Origin of the sequence: Streptomyces ureilyticus (assembly GCF_011045025.1) — a bacterium.
GTDB lineage: Bacteria > Actinomycetota > Actinomycetes > Streptomycetales > Streptomycetaceae > Streptomyces > Streptomyces ureilyticus.
In genome coordinates this window covers 1-14,128 of the sequence record NZ_JAAKZX010000230.1, presented here as the reverse complement: position 1 = coordinate 14,128, position 14,128 = coordinate 1, and the positions used below count along the sequence as shown (strand labels likewise).

Annotated in this window: 12 protein-coding genes; 8 read left to right on the top strand and 4 right to left on the bottom strand. The window is 70.5% G+C overall.

Translation table 11 applies throughout. The annotated features are described in order from the left end of the window. A partial coding sequence (locus G6048_RS40750) for a hypothetical protein (RefSeq protein WP_165344641.1) occupies positions 1 to 194 on the top strand: 194 nt, incomplete at its 5' end. 59 nt (positions 195 to 253) lie between these two features. Here G6048_RS40750 and G6048_RS40745 read toward each other — a convergent pair. Next, positions 254 to 1,054: a site-2 protease family protein gene (locus G6048_RS40745; protein ID WP_165344652.1), complete on the bottom strand. Its 801-nt coding sequence runs from the start codon at positions 1,052 to 1,054 to the stop codon at positions 254 to 256. A 164-nt stretch (positions 1,055 to 1,218) separates the two neighbouring features. Between G6048_RS40745 and G6048_RS40740 the strand changes: the two genes are divergently transcribed. Continuing rightward, positions 1,219 to 4,785 (top strand): AfsR/SARP family transcriptional regulator, encoded by a 3,567-nt coding sequence (locus tag G6048_RS40740; RefSeq protein ID WP_165344651.1) that lies wholly within the window; start codon positions 1,219 to 1,221, stop codon positions 4,783 to 4,785. A gap of 32 nt (positions 4,786 to 4,817) precedes the next feature. On the opposite strand, the gene G6048_RS40735 is transcribed toward G6048_RS40740, so the two are convergent. Both G6048_RS40735 and G6048_RS40730 read right to left on the bottom strand, forming a co-directional pair. Then, complete coding sequence (locus G6048_RS40735) at positions 4,818 to 5,633, bottom strand: ABC transporter permease (protein ID WP_165344650.1); 816 nt, start codon at positions 5,631 to 5,633, stop codon at positions 4,818 to 4,820. Then, the gene (locus tag G6048_RS40730; protein WP_165344649.1) at positions 5,630 to 6,658 is read right to left on the bottom strand and encodes an ATP-binding cassette domain-containing protein; all 1,029 of its coding nucleotides are present in this window, start codon (positions 6,656 to 6,658) and stop codon (positions 5,630 to 5,632) included. Before G6048_RS40730 ends, G6048_RS40735 begins: the two co-directional genes overlap by 4 nt. Before the next feature lie 136 nt (positions 6,659 to 6,794). Between G6048_RS40730 and G6048_RS40725 the strand changes: the two genes are divergently transcribed. Further along, positions 6,795 to 7,649, top strand: coding sequence for an alpha/beta fold hydrolase (locus tag G6048_RS40725; RefSeq protein WP_165344648.1), 855 nt, complete (start codon positions 6,795 to 6,797; stop codon positions 7,647 to 7,649). Continuing rightward, the gene (locus tag G6048_RS50435) at positions 7,646 to 7,798 is read left to right on the top strand and encodes a hypothetical protein (protein ID WP_165344647.1); all 153 of its coding nucleotides are present in this window, start codon (positions 7,646 to 7,648) and stop codon (positions 7,796 to 7,798) included. The genes G6048_RS40725 and G6048_RS50435 overlap by 4 nt, the downstream gene beginning before the upstream one ends. Positions 7,799 to 7,896: 98 nt before the next feature. Here the strand turns inward: G6048_RS50435 and panB are convergent, their stop codons facing one another. Further along, positions 7,897 to 8,760 (bottom strand): 3-methyl-2-oxobutanoate hydroxymethyltransferase, encoded by an 864-nt coding sequence (gene panB, locus G6048_RS40715; protein ID WP_165344646.1) that lies wholly within the window; start codon positions 8,758 to 8,760, stop codon positions 7,897 to 7,899. Between the two features lie 249 nt (positions 8,761 to 9,009). Between panB and G6048_RS40710 the strand changes: the two genes are divergently transcribed. The 4 genes from G6048_RS40710 to G6048_RS40695 all read left to right on the top strand — a co-directional run bounded on the left by G6048_RS40710 (position 9,010) and on the right by G6048_RS40695 (position 14,071). Then, positions 9,010 to 10,602: an MFS transporter gene (locus G6048_RS40710; RefSeq protein WP_165344645.1), complete on the top strand. Its 1,593-nt coding sequence runs from the start codon at positions 9,010 to 9,012 to the stop codon at positions 10,600 to 10,602. 42 nt (positions 10,603 to 10,644) lie between these two features. After that, positions 10,645 to 11,292: a TetR/AcrR family transcriptional regulator gene (locus G6048_RS40705; protein WP_165344644.1), complete on the top strand. Its 648-nt coding sequence runs from the start codon at positions 10,645 to 10,647 to the stop codon at positions 11,290 to 11,292. A 425-nt stretch (positions 11,293 to 11,717) separates the two neighbouring features. Continuing rightward, positions 11,718 to 12,755 carry an endonuclease/exonuclease/phosphatase family protein gene (locus tag G6048_RS40700; protein WP_165344643.1) on the top strand — a complete coding sequence of 346 codons (1,038 nt, stop codon included), beginning with the start codon at positions 11,718 to 11,720 and terminating at the stop codon, positions 12,753 to 12,755. A gap of 89 nt (positions 12,756 to 12,844) precedes the next feature. Then, positions 12,845 to 14,071, top strand: a complete 1,227-nt coding sequence (locus G6048_RS40695; protein ID WP_165344642.1) for an MFS transporter — start codon at positions 12,845 to 12,847, stop codon at positions 14,069 to 14,071. The last annotated feature ends 57 nt before the right edge of the window (positions 14,072 to 14,128 follow it).

Here is a 14,128-nt window from a genome sequence, read left to right as displayed (position 1 = left end):
CACCCGACCCAGCCCGGCGACTCGCCCTCTACGCCCTCGTCGTCTGCGTCCTCTCCATCGCCGCGGCCGTCGTCTCCTTCGCCAAGGGCTACTGGCTGGGCATCGTGTGGGTACTGCTCGCGGGCCTGTCCTCCAACATGACCTGGTACTACCTGCGGCGCGGCAAGGCGCGGAACGGCTCCGTCACGAACTGACCGTCATGCACTGACGGTCATGCACTGACGGTCATGCACTGACAGTCATGCACTGGCGGTCACGAACCGACGCCGCAGAACTGGTCGGTCTCCGTCCAGAAGCGGAAGAGGTTCTGACCGCAGTACGTACTGATCTCATCGATCCCCAGGCCGCGCAGCAGCGTGTCGATCACGTCGAAGAACACGCTGTTCACGGCCGGTATCCACAGGATGGCGATCACGAGGAGCAGCCCGAAGGGCGCGAGCGGCTCCACCTGCTGGCGGATCTTGTACGACAGCCAGGGCTCGAGCACGCCATAGCCGTCCAGGCCCGGCACCGGCAGGAAGTTCAGCAGCGCGGCCGTGACCTGGAGCAGCGCCAGGAACGCCAGGGCGAACCGGAAGTCGGCCGGCACACCGTCGAGCGCGTCCAGCCAGAACGGGGCCGTGCAGACCACCGCGAACAGCACGTTCGTCAGCGGGCCCGCCGCCGAGATCAGGCTGTGCTTCCAGCGCCCCTGGATACGGCTCCGCTCGATCCAGACCGCGCCACCCGGCAGCCCGATCCCGCCCATGATCACGAAGAGGACGGGCAGCACGATGCTGAGCAGGGCGTGCGTGTACTTCAGCGGGTTGAGGGTCAAGTAACCCTTCGCGCCTATGGAGATGTCGCCGCTGTGCAGGGCCGTACGCGCGTGTGCGTACTCGTGCAGACAGAGCGAGACGATCCAGGCCGCGGTCACGAACAGGAACACGGCGATGCCGGGCTGTTCCGCGAAACCGGTCCAGGTGGCCCAGCCCGTGACCGCCATGACAGCGACGATCCCGAGAAAGACGGGACTGACCCGCCGGTCGCTGTGGCGGGTGGTGGCGGTGGTCATGGGGTCGGGCTCCCTGGGTTCGTACAAACGGGCGTGCCCGACCGTACCGGGCGCAAGTGGAAAACGTCTCGCGCTCGGCTGTGAGTTCCGTACAGGGTGGGAGGATGTCCGCTCGCTAGCCACGCCGCCCAACCCTGTGACCTCGCCCCGACCCACCAGAGACAATGGACCCCGTGCGCTATCGCATCCTCGGTACCACCCAGGCACTTCGTCCCGACGGCAGCTCCGTTCCTGTCGGTGGGGCGCGGTTGCGTGCTCTTCTGACCGTGCTCGCCTTGCGGGGTGGCCGTGGTGTGCCCGCGGGGCTGCTGGTCGACGAGGTGTGGGACGGGGATCCGCCCGCCGATGCCACGGGGGCGTTGCAGGCCTTGGTCGGACGGCTGCGGCGGGTGCTCGGGACGGAGGCGGTCGTGTCCGAGGAAGGCGGGTACCGGCTCGCCGCCTCGGCCGACGACATCGACGTGCACCGGTTCGAGCGGCTCGTCGGCGAGGGTACGCGTGCGTTGGGCGACCGGGATCCCGCCAAGGCGGCCGTCGCTCTCGACGACGCCCTCGCTCTGTGGCGCGAGCCCGCCCTCGCCGATCTCCCGGACCGCACCGCCGAGTCGGCCCGCTTGGCGGCCCGGCGGCTCGACGCCCTCCGTGCCCGGCACACCGCCGCCCTCGCCCTGGGCCACGCCGAGCAGTCCCTGCCCGAGCTGACCGCCCTGTGCGACAGCCACCCCCTGGACGAACCCCTTCAGGCCCTTCGCCTGCGCGCCCTGCGCGACGCGGGGCGCCCGGCTCAGGCGCTGGCCGCCTACGAGGACGTACGACAGCTCCTGGCGGACCGGCTGGGATCGGATCCCGGGCCGGAACTGCGGGTGCTGCACGCGGAGTTGCTCCAGCCGGGAGAGTGGGGTGAAGAAGCGTCCCGGGGCGAGGGCGGCGGCCGTCCCGGCGGTCCGTACGGCGGGACGCGCGGGGCCCGGGGCCCGTACGGGGCCGGGCATCGTGCGGACGAGACGGGCGCGGACGGCTTGCCGCCCGGCTCCCGCGCGGGTGCTGACGGTCGGTGGTCCGACTCCGGCCGGGGCACGAGCGCCGACCGTCCGTCGCCCGGAACCGGTGCTCCTCCCGCCGTCCCGGCGAGCCCCAGCGGCGCGGACGCCGTCGCCCCCGGGACCGGCGGGTATGCGACGACGGGCGCCGAGGGCCCCGCCGCTCCGTCTCGCGACCGCGCGGCAGTGCCCGGCAACCTCCGCGCCCGGCTCACCTCCTTCGTCGGGCGTGAGGGCGATATCGAGGCCATCCGTGGTGACCTCGGGACCGCCCGGCTCGTCACCCTGCTCGGCCCGGGCGGGGCCGGGAAGACGCGGCTGTCGCAGGAGGCCGCCGAGACCGTACGGGACGTCGTCCGGGACGGGGTGTGGCTGGCCGAGCTCGCGCCCGTGGACGACCCGGAGGCCGTTCCGGAGGCCGTACTCACCGCCGTCGGCGCCCGCGAGACCGTGCTGTACGGCGCCGGGGCCGAGACCATGCGGGCCGGATCCGAACGGCACGACGACCCCGTCGAGCGGCTCGCCGACCACTGCGGCAAGCGGCGCATGCTGCTGGTCCTCGACAACTGCGAGCATGTCGTCGACGCCGCCGCCCGGCTCGTCGAGGAGCTGCTGGAACGCTGCCCGGAGCTGACGGTGCTGGCCACCAGCCGCGAACCCCTGGGCGTACCGGGGGAGTTGCTGCGGCCCGTGGAGCCGCTGCCGGAGCCGTACGCGCTGCGGCTGCTCGCCGACCGGGGGGCCGCCGCCCGGCCGGGGTTCCGGATCGAGGACGATCCGGAGGCGGCGGCCGAGATCTGCCGGCGCCTCGACGGTCTACCGCTCGCGATCGAACTCGCCGCCGCCCGGCTGCGGATGCTCACGCCCCGGCAGATCGCCGACCGGCTCGACGACCGTTTCCTGCTCCTCACCTCCGGCAGCCGTACCGTCCTGCCCCGCCAGCAGACGCTCCGGGCCGTCGTCGACTGGTCCTGGGAGCTGCTGGACGAGGGCGAGCGGGAGGTTCTGCGGCGGCTGTCCGTCTTCGCCGGCGGCTGCGACCTCGCCGCCGCGGAGGCGGTCTGCGGGCCGAAAGCCCTCGAAGCGCTCGGCTCACTCGTCGACAAGTCCCTTGTCGTGGCGGCACCTTCGGGCAACGGCGATATGCGTTACCGCCTGCTGGAGACCGTCGCCGAGTACGCGGGCCAGCGGCTCGACGAGTCCGGGCGGCGGGCGGAGGCCGAGCGCGCGCATCTGACGTACTTCCGTGAACTCGCCCGCACCACCGAGCCGTTGCTGCGCGGCCGTGGTCAACTCGCCGCCATCCAACGCCTGGAGCGCGAGAGCGAGAACATCCGCGTCGCCCTGCACCATGCCGTCGCCGCGGGCGAGGAGCAGGAGGCGCTGTGCCTCATCCTGTCGATGGCCTGGTACTGGCAGATGCGCGACCTGCGGATCGTCGCCGGCAACTGGTGCCGCGAGGTCCAGACCCTCGGCCCCGACCCCTTCACCGAGCCCGTGCAACCCGCCGCCCCGCTGTGGGAGCGCTGCACGGACACGCCGCCGCCGTGGACGGGCGAGGTCCTCGACGAGGCCCGGCGCCAGCTGCAACTGATCCATCTCGCCTGCATAGACACTGAGTTGCCTGCCTGGCAGACAACCGAGGCTCAGACGAAGCTGCGCGTCATCTCCGAGACGTACGAGCCGGGACTTCCGCAGGTGAGCCGTTTCCCCGGCACGGTGTGGTTCTTCGCCGTCATGCTCACCGGTGACATGGGGCGGGTGCGGACGATCATCGATGCAGCCGTCGACACCTGCCGTGACGTGCCCGGATACGAGTGGGATCTGGGCGCCAATCTGCAGATGCGCGCCAACCTCCTCGCCAACCGCACCGAATGGGAGGGCGACGCCACTCGAGACGCCGACGAGTCGCTGGAGATCTACCGCCGCCTCGGCGATCTCTGGGGCACCGCCGATGCGCTCGCGGCGCGTGGTGAGGCGCAGGAGCGCAAAGGCGAGTACGACAGGGCCGCCGCCGACTACGAAGCGGCCATCGAACGTGCCGAACGTCTCGGTGCCCGCGCCCAGGTTGCTGTGCTCACCGCCCGGCTCGGCGGCGCGCTGATCCAGGGGGGTGAGGCCGAGCGGGGAGAGCGCCTCCTGCGCGAGGTCATCGAGCAGGGGCGCGGCACGAACGACCAGTCGATGCCCTTCGCCCGGCTGTTCCTGGCCGGCTGGCTCTGCATGACCGGCCGGATCCTCGAGGCGCGTGAGCAACTCCGGCTGCTGCGCGAGGAGTTCACGATCGCCTACTTCATCATCTTCGACGCGTACATCCTCGGCGCCGAGGCCTTGGTGGACGCGGTCGACGGCCACTACGCGGAGTCCCTGGAGACGATCAGGCGGGCGCTCGAACTTGCCGAGAACCCGCTGTCCGAGGCCATCGCCCCGCAGATGCGCTCCGCGTATCTGACCACCGCCGCGTACGCCCTCGCCCGCGTCGACGGCGGCAGCCGTGCCGGCGACGCCGCCCGCTGCCTCGGCGCCGCCGACGCGCGGCTGCCGCCCCGGCACTGCTGGTCGCCCCAGGAGCGTGAGGTGCACCGGCGGGCGGTGGAGGGCGCACGCGCCGTGCTCGGCGACGAGGCGTACGAGGCGGTGTACGCGGAGGGCGGCGGCCTCTCCTCCGTAGAGGCCGCCGCCCTGGTCTGACGCGCACCGACACGGGGCCGGGCACGTCGACGTCAGGTCTTCGTACGGAACTTGTGGATGGCGATCGGTGCCATGACCGCCGTGAGCCCCACCGACCAGGCGACCGTCACCCACAGGTCCTGCGTGACCGGGCCGCCCACCATCAGCCCGCGCGCGGCGTCCGCGAGCGAGGACAGCGGGTTGACGTCGGTGAAGGACTGAAGCCAGCCCGGCATCGACTCGGTCGGCGCGAAGATCGACGAGCCGAACTGGAGCGGCATCAGCACCAGGAAGCCAAGACCCTGCACGGACTGCGGGGTCTTCAGCACCACGCCCAGGGTGAGGAACACCCACATCAGCGCCGAGCCGAACAGCGCGGCCAGCGCCACGGCCGCGAGCAGCCCGCCCCAGTTGGTGATGTCGAAGCCGACCAGAACGCCGACGACCAGCATGATCGTGGTGGCCAGCAGCATCCGCAGCAGCTCCACCGCGATCTTGGCGAAGAGCACCGAGCCACGTCCGATCGGCAGGGACCGGAAGCGGTCCATGACACCGGAGTTGAAGTCCGTGTTGAAGCCGGTCCCGACCGACATGGCCATGCTCATGCCCATCATGGCCATCATTCCGGGCACGACGTACTGCACGTAGTCGTCCTGACCGCCGCCGAGCGCCTGCCCGATCGAGCCGCCGAAGACGTACACGAACAGCAGCGTGAAGACGATCGGCATCAGGATGGCGTCGAACATCGACTCCGGGTCCTGCCGGATCCACAGCAGATTGCGGCGGATCAGGGCGCCGGTGTGCCGCGCGTGGGCGCGCGGGCTGATCCGGGCGTCGCCCTTGATGATTTCGGTACTGATCGCGCTCATACGGAGACCTCTTCGCGGGCGTCGGTGGGCACGGCGTCCTGCGGGGCGCTCGCGCGGTGGCCGGTGAGGGACAGGAAGACCTCGTCCAGGCTGGGCAGTTCGGTGGTGATCGAGGCGATCGTGATCCCGCGCGCGGTGACCGCGCCGACCACGGCGGTGAGCTGCTCGTCGCTGAGAATCGGCACAAGGAGGGTGCCGTTCGCGCTGTCCACCGTCGTGCTGGCGAGCCCGGTGATGCCCAGCTCGTCGAGCGCGCCGGCCAGCGGGCGCAGTTCAATCGGATCGGCCGGGCGGATCCGCAGGGAGCGGCCGCCGACCTTCGCCTTCAGCGCGTCGATGGCGCCGTTCGCGATGACCTTGCCGTGGTCCACGACGGTCAGCTCGGAGGCGAGCTGCTCGGCCTCCTCCATGTACTGGGTGGTGAGCAGTACGGTCACGCCGTCGCCGACCATGCGCTTGATCTCCGCCCACACCTCGTTACGGGTGCGGGGGTCGAGGCCGGTGGTCGGTTCGTCGAGATACAGCACGGTCGGCTGCCCCATCATCGACGCGGCCAGGTCCAGGCGCCGCCGCATCCCTCCGGAGTACGTGTTCACCGGGCGCTTCGCCGCCTCCGTCAGCGAGAAGCGCTCCAGCAGCTCGTCCGCGCGGGACCTTGCCTCCTTGCGGGGCAGGTCGAGCAGGCGGCCGATCATGTAGAGGTTCTCCCAGCCGGGGAGCTTCTCGTCGACGGAGGCGTACTGGCCGGTGAGGCCTATCACCCGGCGCAGCTGGCGGGGCTGTCGTACGACGTCGTAGCCGGCGACGGTCGCCTGGCCGGCGTCGGGCTGGATCAGGGTGGACAGGATCCGTACGAGGGTGGTCTTGCCGGCGCCGTTCGGCCCGAGCACGCCCATCACTGAGCCCTCGCGTACGTCCAGGTCCACGCCGTCCAGTGCCTTGGTCTCGCCGTAGTGCTTGACCAGCCCCCTGACGGTGACCGCACTGCCTGCGCGGGCGTTGGGGTTGTTGTCGATTCGCGTCATGCCGCCACGGTGTCAGGGGCCACTGACAAACCGCCGACAGCCCGCCTACAGGGGGCTGTCGGCGGTTTGTCGACTACGGGGGAGGTGGGTTGAGGTGCGTATCCCGACTGGAGTCGGGGGCCTTAGCGTGCCAGACATGACTGCTCATCAATCCCGCGGCGCACAACTCCTCAAGATCAACGACGTCGAGCTGTGTGTCGAAACCTTCGGAGACCGCGCGAATCCGGCGATCATGCTGGTCGCCGGGGCGGCTGCCTCGATGCTGTGGTGGGACGCCGAACTGTGCGAACAGATCGCCGCCCGTGGCCGGTTCGTGGTCCGTTACGACCACCGGGACACCGGCCGCTCGACCTGCTACCCGCCGGGACAGCCGGCGTACTCGTTCACCGACCTGACCCTGGACGTGCTCGGCATCCAAGACGCCTTGGGCATCGAGCGCGGCCATGTGGTCTGCCAGTCGATGTTCGGCGGGCTCGGACTCCTCTTGGGGGTGGACCATCCCGACAGGGTCGCGTCGCTGACGTTCGTCTCCAGTTCGACCGGTGCCGACGACCTGCCGCCGCCGGCTGGTGACCTGGCCATGCCCGCCGAGCCGGAGGCCTCCGACACGGCCGCGGTCGTCGAGTACGTGGTGGCCGGCGCGAGAGCGTACGCCGGTGGCTCGCCGTACTTCGACGAGGCCGCGATCCGGGCGCTGGTCGAACGTGACGTGGCGCGCGCCACGAGCTACGCGGCGACGCTGGTCAACCACTACGCCATCGAGTTCGACAGTCCGGCCCGCGGCGGCTTCGGCGAGATCGCGGCGCCGACGCTCGTGGTCCACGGCGACCACGACCCACTCCTGCCACTGCCGCACGGCGAGGCGCTGCGCGACGCGATCCCCGGTGCACAGCTGCTGGTCCTCAAGGGGGCCGGACATGACCTGCCGAGACCGGTGTGGGACGACTTCATGTCGGCTCTGCTGCCGCACACGGAAGGAGGCCGCCCATGAACCGGCTGCGGTCGGCACTCTGGCTGCCGCTCTTCGACGACGTCGCCGATCCGCGGGTGGTTGCGCGCCTCGCCGCCGACGCGCACGACACCGGCGACGGCGTGTGGTTCGACTCCCGCGCCTGGCTGGTCACCGCGCACCGGCGCTGACACCCACCACCCCCGTAGGCGCCCGGCTCAACCGCCGGAGGCAGCAGACGGCCCGCCGACGGGGGAAGATCGGCGGGCCGCCTTGGTACCGCAGTGGCTCAGTGGACGGAGTGTTCCTCCGTGGGGAACGTCCCGCCGACCACGTCCTCGGCGAACGCCTTCGCGGCGTCCCCCATGACCGACCGGAGGTCCGCGTACTGCTTCACGAAGCGCGGCACCTTGCCGGACGTCAGGCCCAGCATGTCCGTCCAGACGAGGACCTGCGCGTCAGTGTCGGGGCCCGCACCGATGCCGATCGTCGGGATGTGGAGGACACGCGTGACCTCCGCGGCCAGCTCGGCCGGCACGAGTTCGAGGACGACGGCGAACGCCCCGGCGTCCTGCACGGCCTTGGCGTCACGGAGAAGCTGCTGGGCCGCCTCCTCGCCACGGCCCTGGACGCGGTAACCCATGGTGTTCACGGACTGGGGGGTCAGACCGATGTGCGCCATGACCGGGATGCCGGACTCGACGAGCAACTCGATCTGGCGGTGCGAACGTTCACCGCCCTCCAGCTTGACGGCACCGACCCCCGCCTCCTTCACCAGGCGCGTGGCCGAGCGAAGAGCCTGCACGGGGCCCTCCTGGTACGACCCGAAGGGCAGGTCGCCGACGATCAGGGCGCGCGAGGTGCCTCGTACGACCGCGGCGGAGAGCATGGTCATCTCGTCGAGCGTGACGGGCACGGTCGTCTCGTACCCGAGGTGGCAGTTGCCCGCCGAGTCGCCGACGAGCATGACCGGGATGCCGGCCTCGTCGAACACGGACGCGGTCATCGCGTCGTATGCGGTGAGCATGGGCCACTTCTCGCCGCGCTCCTTGGCGGCGTTGAGGTCGCGGACAGTGATGCGGCGGGTGCCCTTCCCTCCGTACAGCGCCTTGCTGCTGTCGGGGGCCTTCTGGGCAGCCGAGAGCTGCGTCATCGCAACGGCTCCTTCTGTCATCTCGAGGCGCCCTGACGGCGTCCCCGGATCCCTTCCATGGTGGCACCTCGTGCCATGGAACGGCTAGGGGGCCGCCCTCACCCGCGGCCCGTTGTGATCGCCGTAACTCCGCCGGTCCCTCCTGCCCCACTCATCCCTCTCACCTCTCCCGCTCCGTCCGCGTAAGGACTCGGTAAAAGAGTTCCGATACGAGACCGTCTCGTATCGTTATTCGCTAACCTCGACGGCATGACTACTCCCGCCGCCACCGACCCCCGTGTACCGGAGGCCGTGCACCGGCGTCGCTGGCTGATCCTCGGCGTGCTGATGCTGAGCCTGCTGATCGTCGTACTCGACAACTCGATCCTGAACGTCGCGATCAAGACCATCTCGACGCCCGCCCCGACCGGTCTTGGCGCCACCCAGAGCGAGCTCGAGTGGGCCATCAACGCGTACACGCTCGTCTTCGCGGGACTGCTGTTCACGGCCGGCCTCCTCGGCGACCGGCTCGGCCGCAAGAAGGTGCTGCTGGGCGGGCTCGCCGTCTTCGGCGGCGCCTCGGCGCTCGCCGCGTTCTCCGGCTCACCGGAGCAGCTCATCGGCTTCCGCGCCCTGATGGGGCTCGGCGCCGCCTTCGTAATGCCCGCGACCCTCGCTGTCCTCATGAACGTCTTCGAGCGGGACGAGCAGCCGAAGGCCATCGGCATCTGGGCGGGCGGCGTCGGACTCGCCATCGCGATCGGGCCCATCACCGGAGGGGTGCTGCTCGATCACTTCTGGTGGGGGTCCGTGTTCCTCATCAACGTGCCGATCGTGGTCCTCGCGCTCGGGCTCATGCTGTGGCTGGTCCCCGACTCCCGCGATCCGAAGCCGGGCCGGGTCGACCCGGTGGGCGTGCTGCTGTCCGTCGTCGGGCTCGTCCTGCTCGTGTACGGCATCATCAAGGGCGGCCAGCTCGCCGACTTCACCGACGCCCAGGTGCTGGCGACCATGGGCGCCGGACTCGCCGTACTCATCGGATTCGTCTGGTACGAGAAGCGCATCGACCACCCGTCCGTCGACGTCACGTACTTCAAGAACCGGGTCTTCTCGGCGGCCATCGGCGCCATAGGGCTGGTCTTCTTCGCGCTGATGGGCGTGACGTTCTTCGCGGTCTTCTACACGCAGACCGTGCGCGGCTACTCGCCCTTCCAGACCGGCCTGTTGATGCTGCCGCTGGCCGCGGCGCAGCTCACCTTCGCGCCGCGAGCCCGGCTGGTCGTCGACCGATTCGGCTACCGGGTCACGACCGCCGGCGGCATGCTGCTCATCGCCGCGACACTGGCCGCGTTCACCTTCCTCGACGCCGATACGCCGATCTGGATCCTGGAGGTCATCTTCTTCCTGATGGGCACCGGGATGGCCCACGTCATGACGCCCACCAGCGTCGTGATCATGCAGACGATGCCCCGCGAGAAGGCCGGTTCCGCCTCCGCGCTCAGCAACACCTTCCGCCAGGTCGGCGGCGCCCTGGGCATCGCCGTACTCGGCTCGGTCCTCTCCACGGCGTACCGCTCGGGCATCGAGGACAAGCTCACCCTGCTGCCCGCGGACCTGCGGCACCACGCGGGCGAGTCCATCGAGGCCACCCTCGGCGCCGCCGCGCGGCTCGGACCCGAGGGCGAGGCCCTGGTCACCCCGGCGCACGACGCCTTCCTGCACGCCATGCATCTCACCGCCCTCGGCGGAGCCGGTGTCGCCCTCGTCGGCACCCTGGTCGTGGCGCTGTTCCTGCCCGGCCGGGAACCGGCCTCGAAGGAGCCCGGAGGAGAGGAAACCGAACTGGTGGCTGCCGAGCACTGAGACAATCGGGCCCGAACAGGGCGTCGGACGAACGGAGTTGGCGTGGACCTCGCGGAGCAGGGGGCCGGACGGGGTGGGGCAGTGAGAGGGCGCCCGCGCAGTGAGAGCGTGGAGCGTTCCATCATCGAGGGCGTCATCGGACTGCTGGAGGACGGCGTCCCGCTCGCGGAGATCTCCATCGAGCGTGTCGCCCGCACCGCAGGGGTGGGCAAGGCCACCATCTACCGCCGCTGGAGCGACCGCGAAGAGCTCTTCTGCGACGTCATGCGCGCCGCCGAGCAGGCCGACCCCGAGTTGCCCGGCACCTCGATGCGCGACGACCTGATCGCCCTCCTGGAGTCGATACGCAGGCGCGGCCTGGCCAGCCGCACCTCGGCGCTCGTGCACAACGTCTTCGCCCAGATGAAGAGCAGCCCCAAGCTGTGGACGGCGTACCACGCGAACGTGATCGAGCCACGGCGCCGGCTCACCTACGAGGTGCTGCGCCGCGGGCAGGAGAACGGCGAACTCCGTTCCGACGTCGATGTCGAGCTGATCGGTGACCTGTTCAGCGGCCCCATGCTCCTGCGCACCGTCATGCGCCCCGACGCCGAACTCCCCGAAAACCTCGCCGAGGAGATCGTCGACACCGTCCTGGAGGGACTGCGCCCGCCGAGCCGGCTGACCCCTGAGTCCCCTTCTCGGCCGTGAACGGCCGAGCTTGACTCGGTCGATCACACCTTGTCGCGCTCCCGACTGCCCCCTACGGCAGGGCGGTCACGGGTCGCATCCACCGCATCCGGCCGGGCCGCCATGCGATGCGGGACCGGTGACAAGGCCCCACGCCAGGAAGTCCTGGCGACATCGATCCGGTCAACACCACGTACAACCGTCTCCCCGGCCAGGCCGGTTCGTGCCTTCAAGGGCTCGCAGAACGACCGGACCATCGTACAAGGTGAATGTGAGTGTTTTGTCACAGACCGCTGCCACCGGGTGGACGATCGGAACTGGGCATGCAGGCAGGCACGTCATCGTGCCCGTACCGCCGTCCCCGAGGCGGCCGAAGTGAACGCGATCATCCCCTAGGGTTCTTGGGTGCGGGGGATGGGTGAACGGCATGTTGTGAGGTCGAGAGTATGGCGCAGGCGTACAAGACGGAGTCGGGCAGCGGCGGCCAGGAGTCCGACCGCAGAGCGTCCCGGCTTCAGCGCCTGATCGACGCCCTGCGCAATGACCGCCGTATCTGGCGGCGCGGCATCGTCCTCGCCGTGTGCGCGGTCCTCCTCGCCCTCGTGATGGTGCTGCACTCGCAGATCCCGAACGCGGTCGGCAACTTCGGCTCCCTCAACGAGACGTTCCTGCCCTGGCTGGGCGTCTTCATCCCGCTGCTGCTCGCCCTCGCGCTGCTGAGGCGGTCCGCGACCGCACTGATCGCCGTGCTCGTGCCCGCGATCGTCTGGCTCAACCTCTTCAGCTCACTGATCTTCGACAAGACCGGCAGCGGCGGCGACCTCACCGTCGCCACCCACAACGTCAACGCGGACAACGCGAACCCGTCCGGCACCGCCCGCGCCGTGGCCGCCTCCGGAGCCGACGTGGTGGCCCTGGAGGAACTGACGGAGACCGCGGTCCCGGTGTACGAGAAGGCCCTCGCCTCGACGTACAAGTACCACTCCGTGCAGGGCACCGTCGGCCTGTGGAGCAAGTACCCGCTGAGCGGTGTCAAGGCCGTCGACATCAAGCTGGGCTGGACCCGTGCCATGCGGGCGACCGTCACCGCGCCGGGCGGGCAGCTCGCGGTGTATGTGGCTCACCTGCCCTCCGTGCGGGTGAAGATCGAGGCCGGGTTCACGGCGCGGCAGCGCGACAAGAGCGCCGACGCGCTGGGTGACGCCATCTCAGCCGAGAAGCTGCCGATGTCCGCCCTGCTCGGCGATCTGAACGGCACGATGAACGACCGTGCGCTCAACGGCATCACCTCGCAGATGCGCTCCACACAGGGCGCCGCGGGCAGCGGCTTCGGGTTCAGCTGGCCGGCGTCGTTCCCGATGGCGCGGATCGACCAGATCCTGGTGAAGGGCGTCGAGCCGGTCACCTCCTGGTCGCTGCCGGAGACGGGCAGCGACCATCTCCCGATCGCCGCCCGCGTGAAGCTTGCGGACACCGGCTCGTAACCGCTTGGAATACTGGGCCTGAGAGGATTTGTTCCGTACTTGAACATACGATGTACGGAACTCCGCTCGCTCCACTTGAAAGGCCCTTCATGCCCCTGGCACCCCTGCTCTCGCTCGCCGTGGGCGCCTTCGGTCTCGGCACCACCGAATTCTTGATGATGGGCTTGTTGCCCAACGTCGCCGACGACCTGCACATATCCCTCCCCACCGCCGGGCACCTCGTCTCGGCGTACGCCATCGGTGTCGTCGTCGGCGCCCCGCTGCTCGCCGCGGTGACGGCGAAGATGTCGCGCCGCAAGGTACTGATCGGCCTGATGGCGCTGTTCGTCGCGGGCAACGCGCTCTCGGCGTTCGCCCCCGACCACCACTGGCTGCTCGCCGCCCGGCTGCTGAGCGGTCTGCCGCACGGCGCGTTCTTCGGCGTGGGCGCCGTCGTCGCCACCGGCCTGGTCGCCCCCGAGCGCAAGGCACGCTCGGTCTCGCTGATGTTCCTGGGGCTGACCGTCGCGAACATCGCGGGAGTTCCCGTGGCGACCCTCATGGGCCAGCACCTCGGCTGGCGCGCCACGTTCCTGGGCGTCAGCGCCATCGGCCTCGCGGCCATCGCCTCGCTGGCACTGCTTCTGCCGCACGACCACGCGCAGGCTCCCGCTGCCGGGCTGCGCGGTGAACTGGCCGCGCTGCGCCCGCTCCCCGTCTGGCTCGCTCTCGGGACGACGGTCGCCGGTTTCGGTGCGCTGTTCTCCGCGTACAGCTACATCACGCCGATGCTGACGGACTCCGCCGGGTACGCCGACTCCCGGGTGACCGTGCTGCTGGCGCTGTTCGGCGTCGGTGCCACCGTCGGGAACCTGCTCGGCGGGCGGCTCGCCGACCACTCCCTGCGAGGCACTCTCTTCGGCGGCCTTACGGCGCTGGCCGCGGTCCTCGCCCTGTTCCCGCTGCTGATGAGCACGCAGTGGACCGCCGCGCTCGCGGTGGTCCTGCTCGGCACGGCGGCCTTCGTCACCGGCTCGCCGCTCCAGCTGATGGTCATGGAGAAGGCCTCCGCGGCGCCCTCGCTCGCCTCCTCCGCGAACCAGGCCGCGTTCAATCTCGCCAACGCGGGTGGCGCGCTGGTCGGCGGGCTCGCCCTGGCGGCGGGCTTCGGTGTGACGTCGCCGGCGGTCGCGGGTGCGGGGCTTGCGGTGCTGGGGCTGGGGGTCGCGGCGGTCGCGTATGCGGTGGACCGGCGCCGGGCGGCGCCGGCGGCGGCGCGCGTCAGCCGGCTGGTCGCCACGCATGTACCGGAGCGGCAGGAAGCGGCTCGCCGCTGAGGGGCCCGCGGCGGAGCCGCTGATGGATGCAGCCGCCCCCGCCGTCCCCACCCGTCC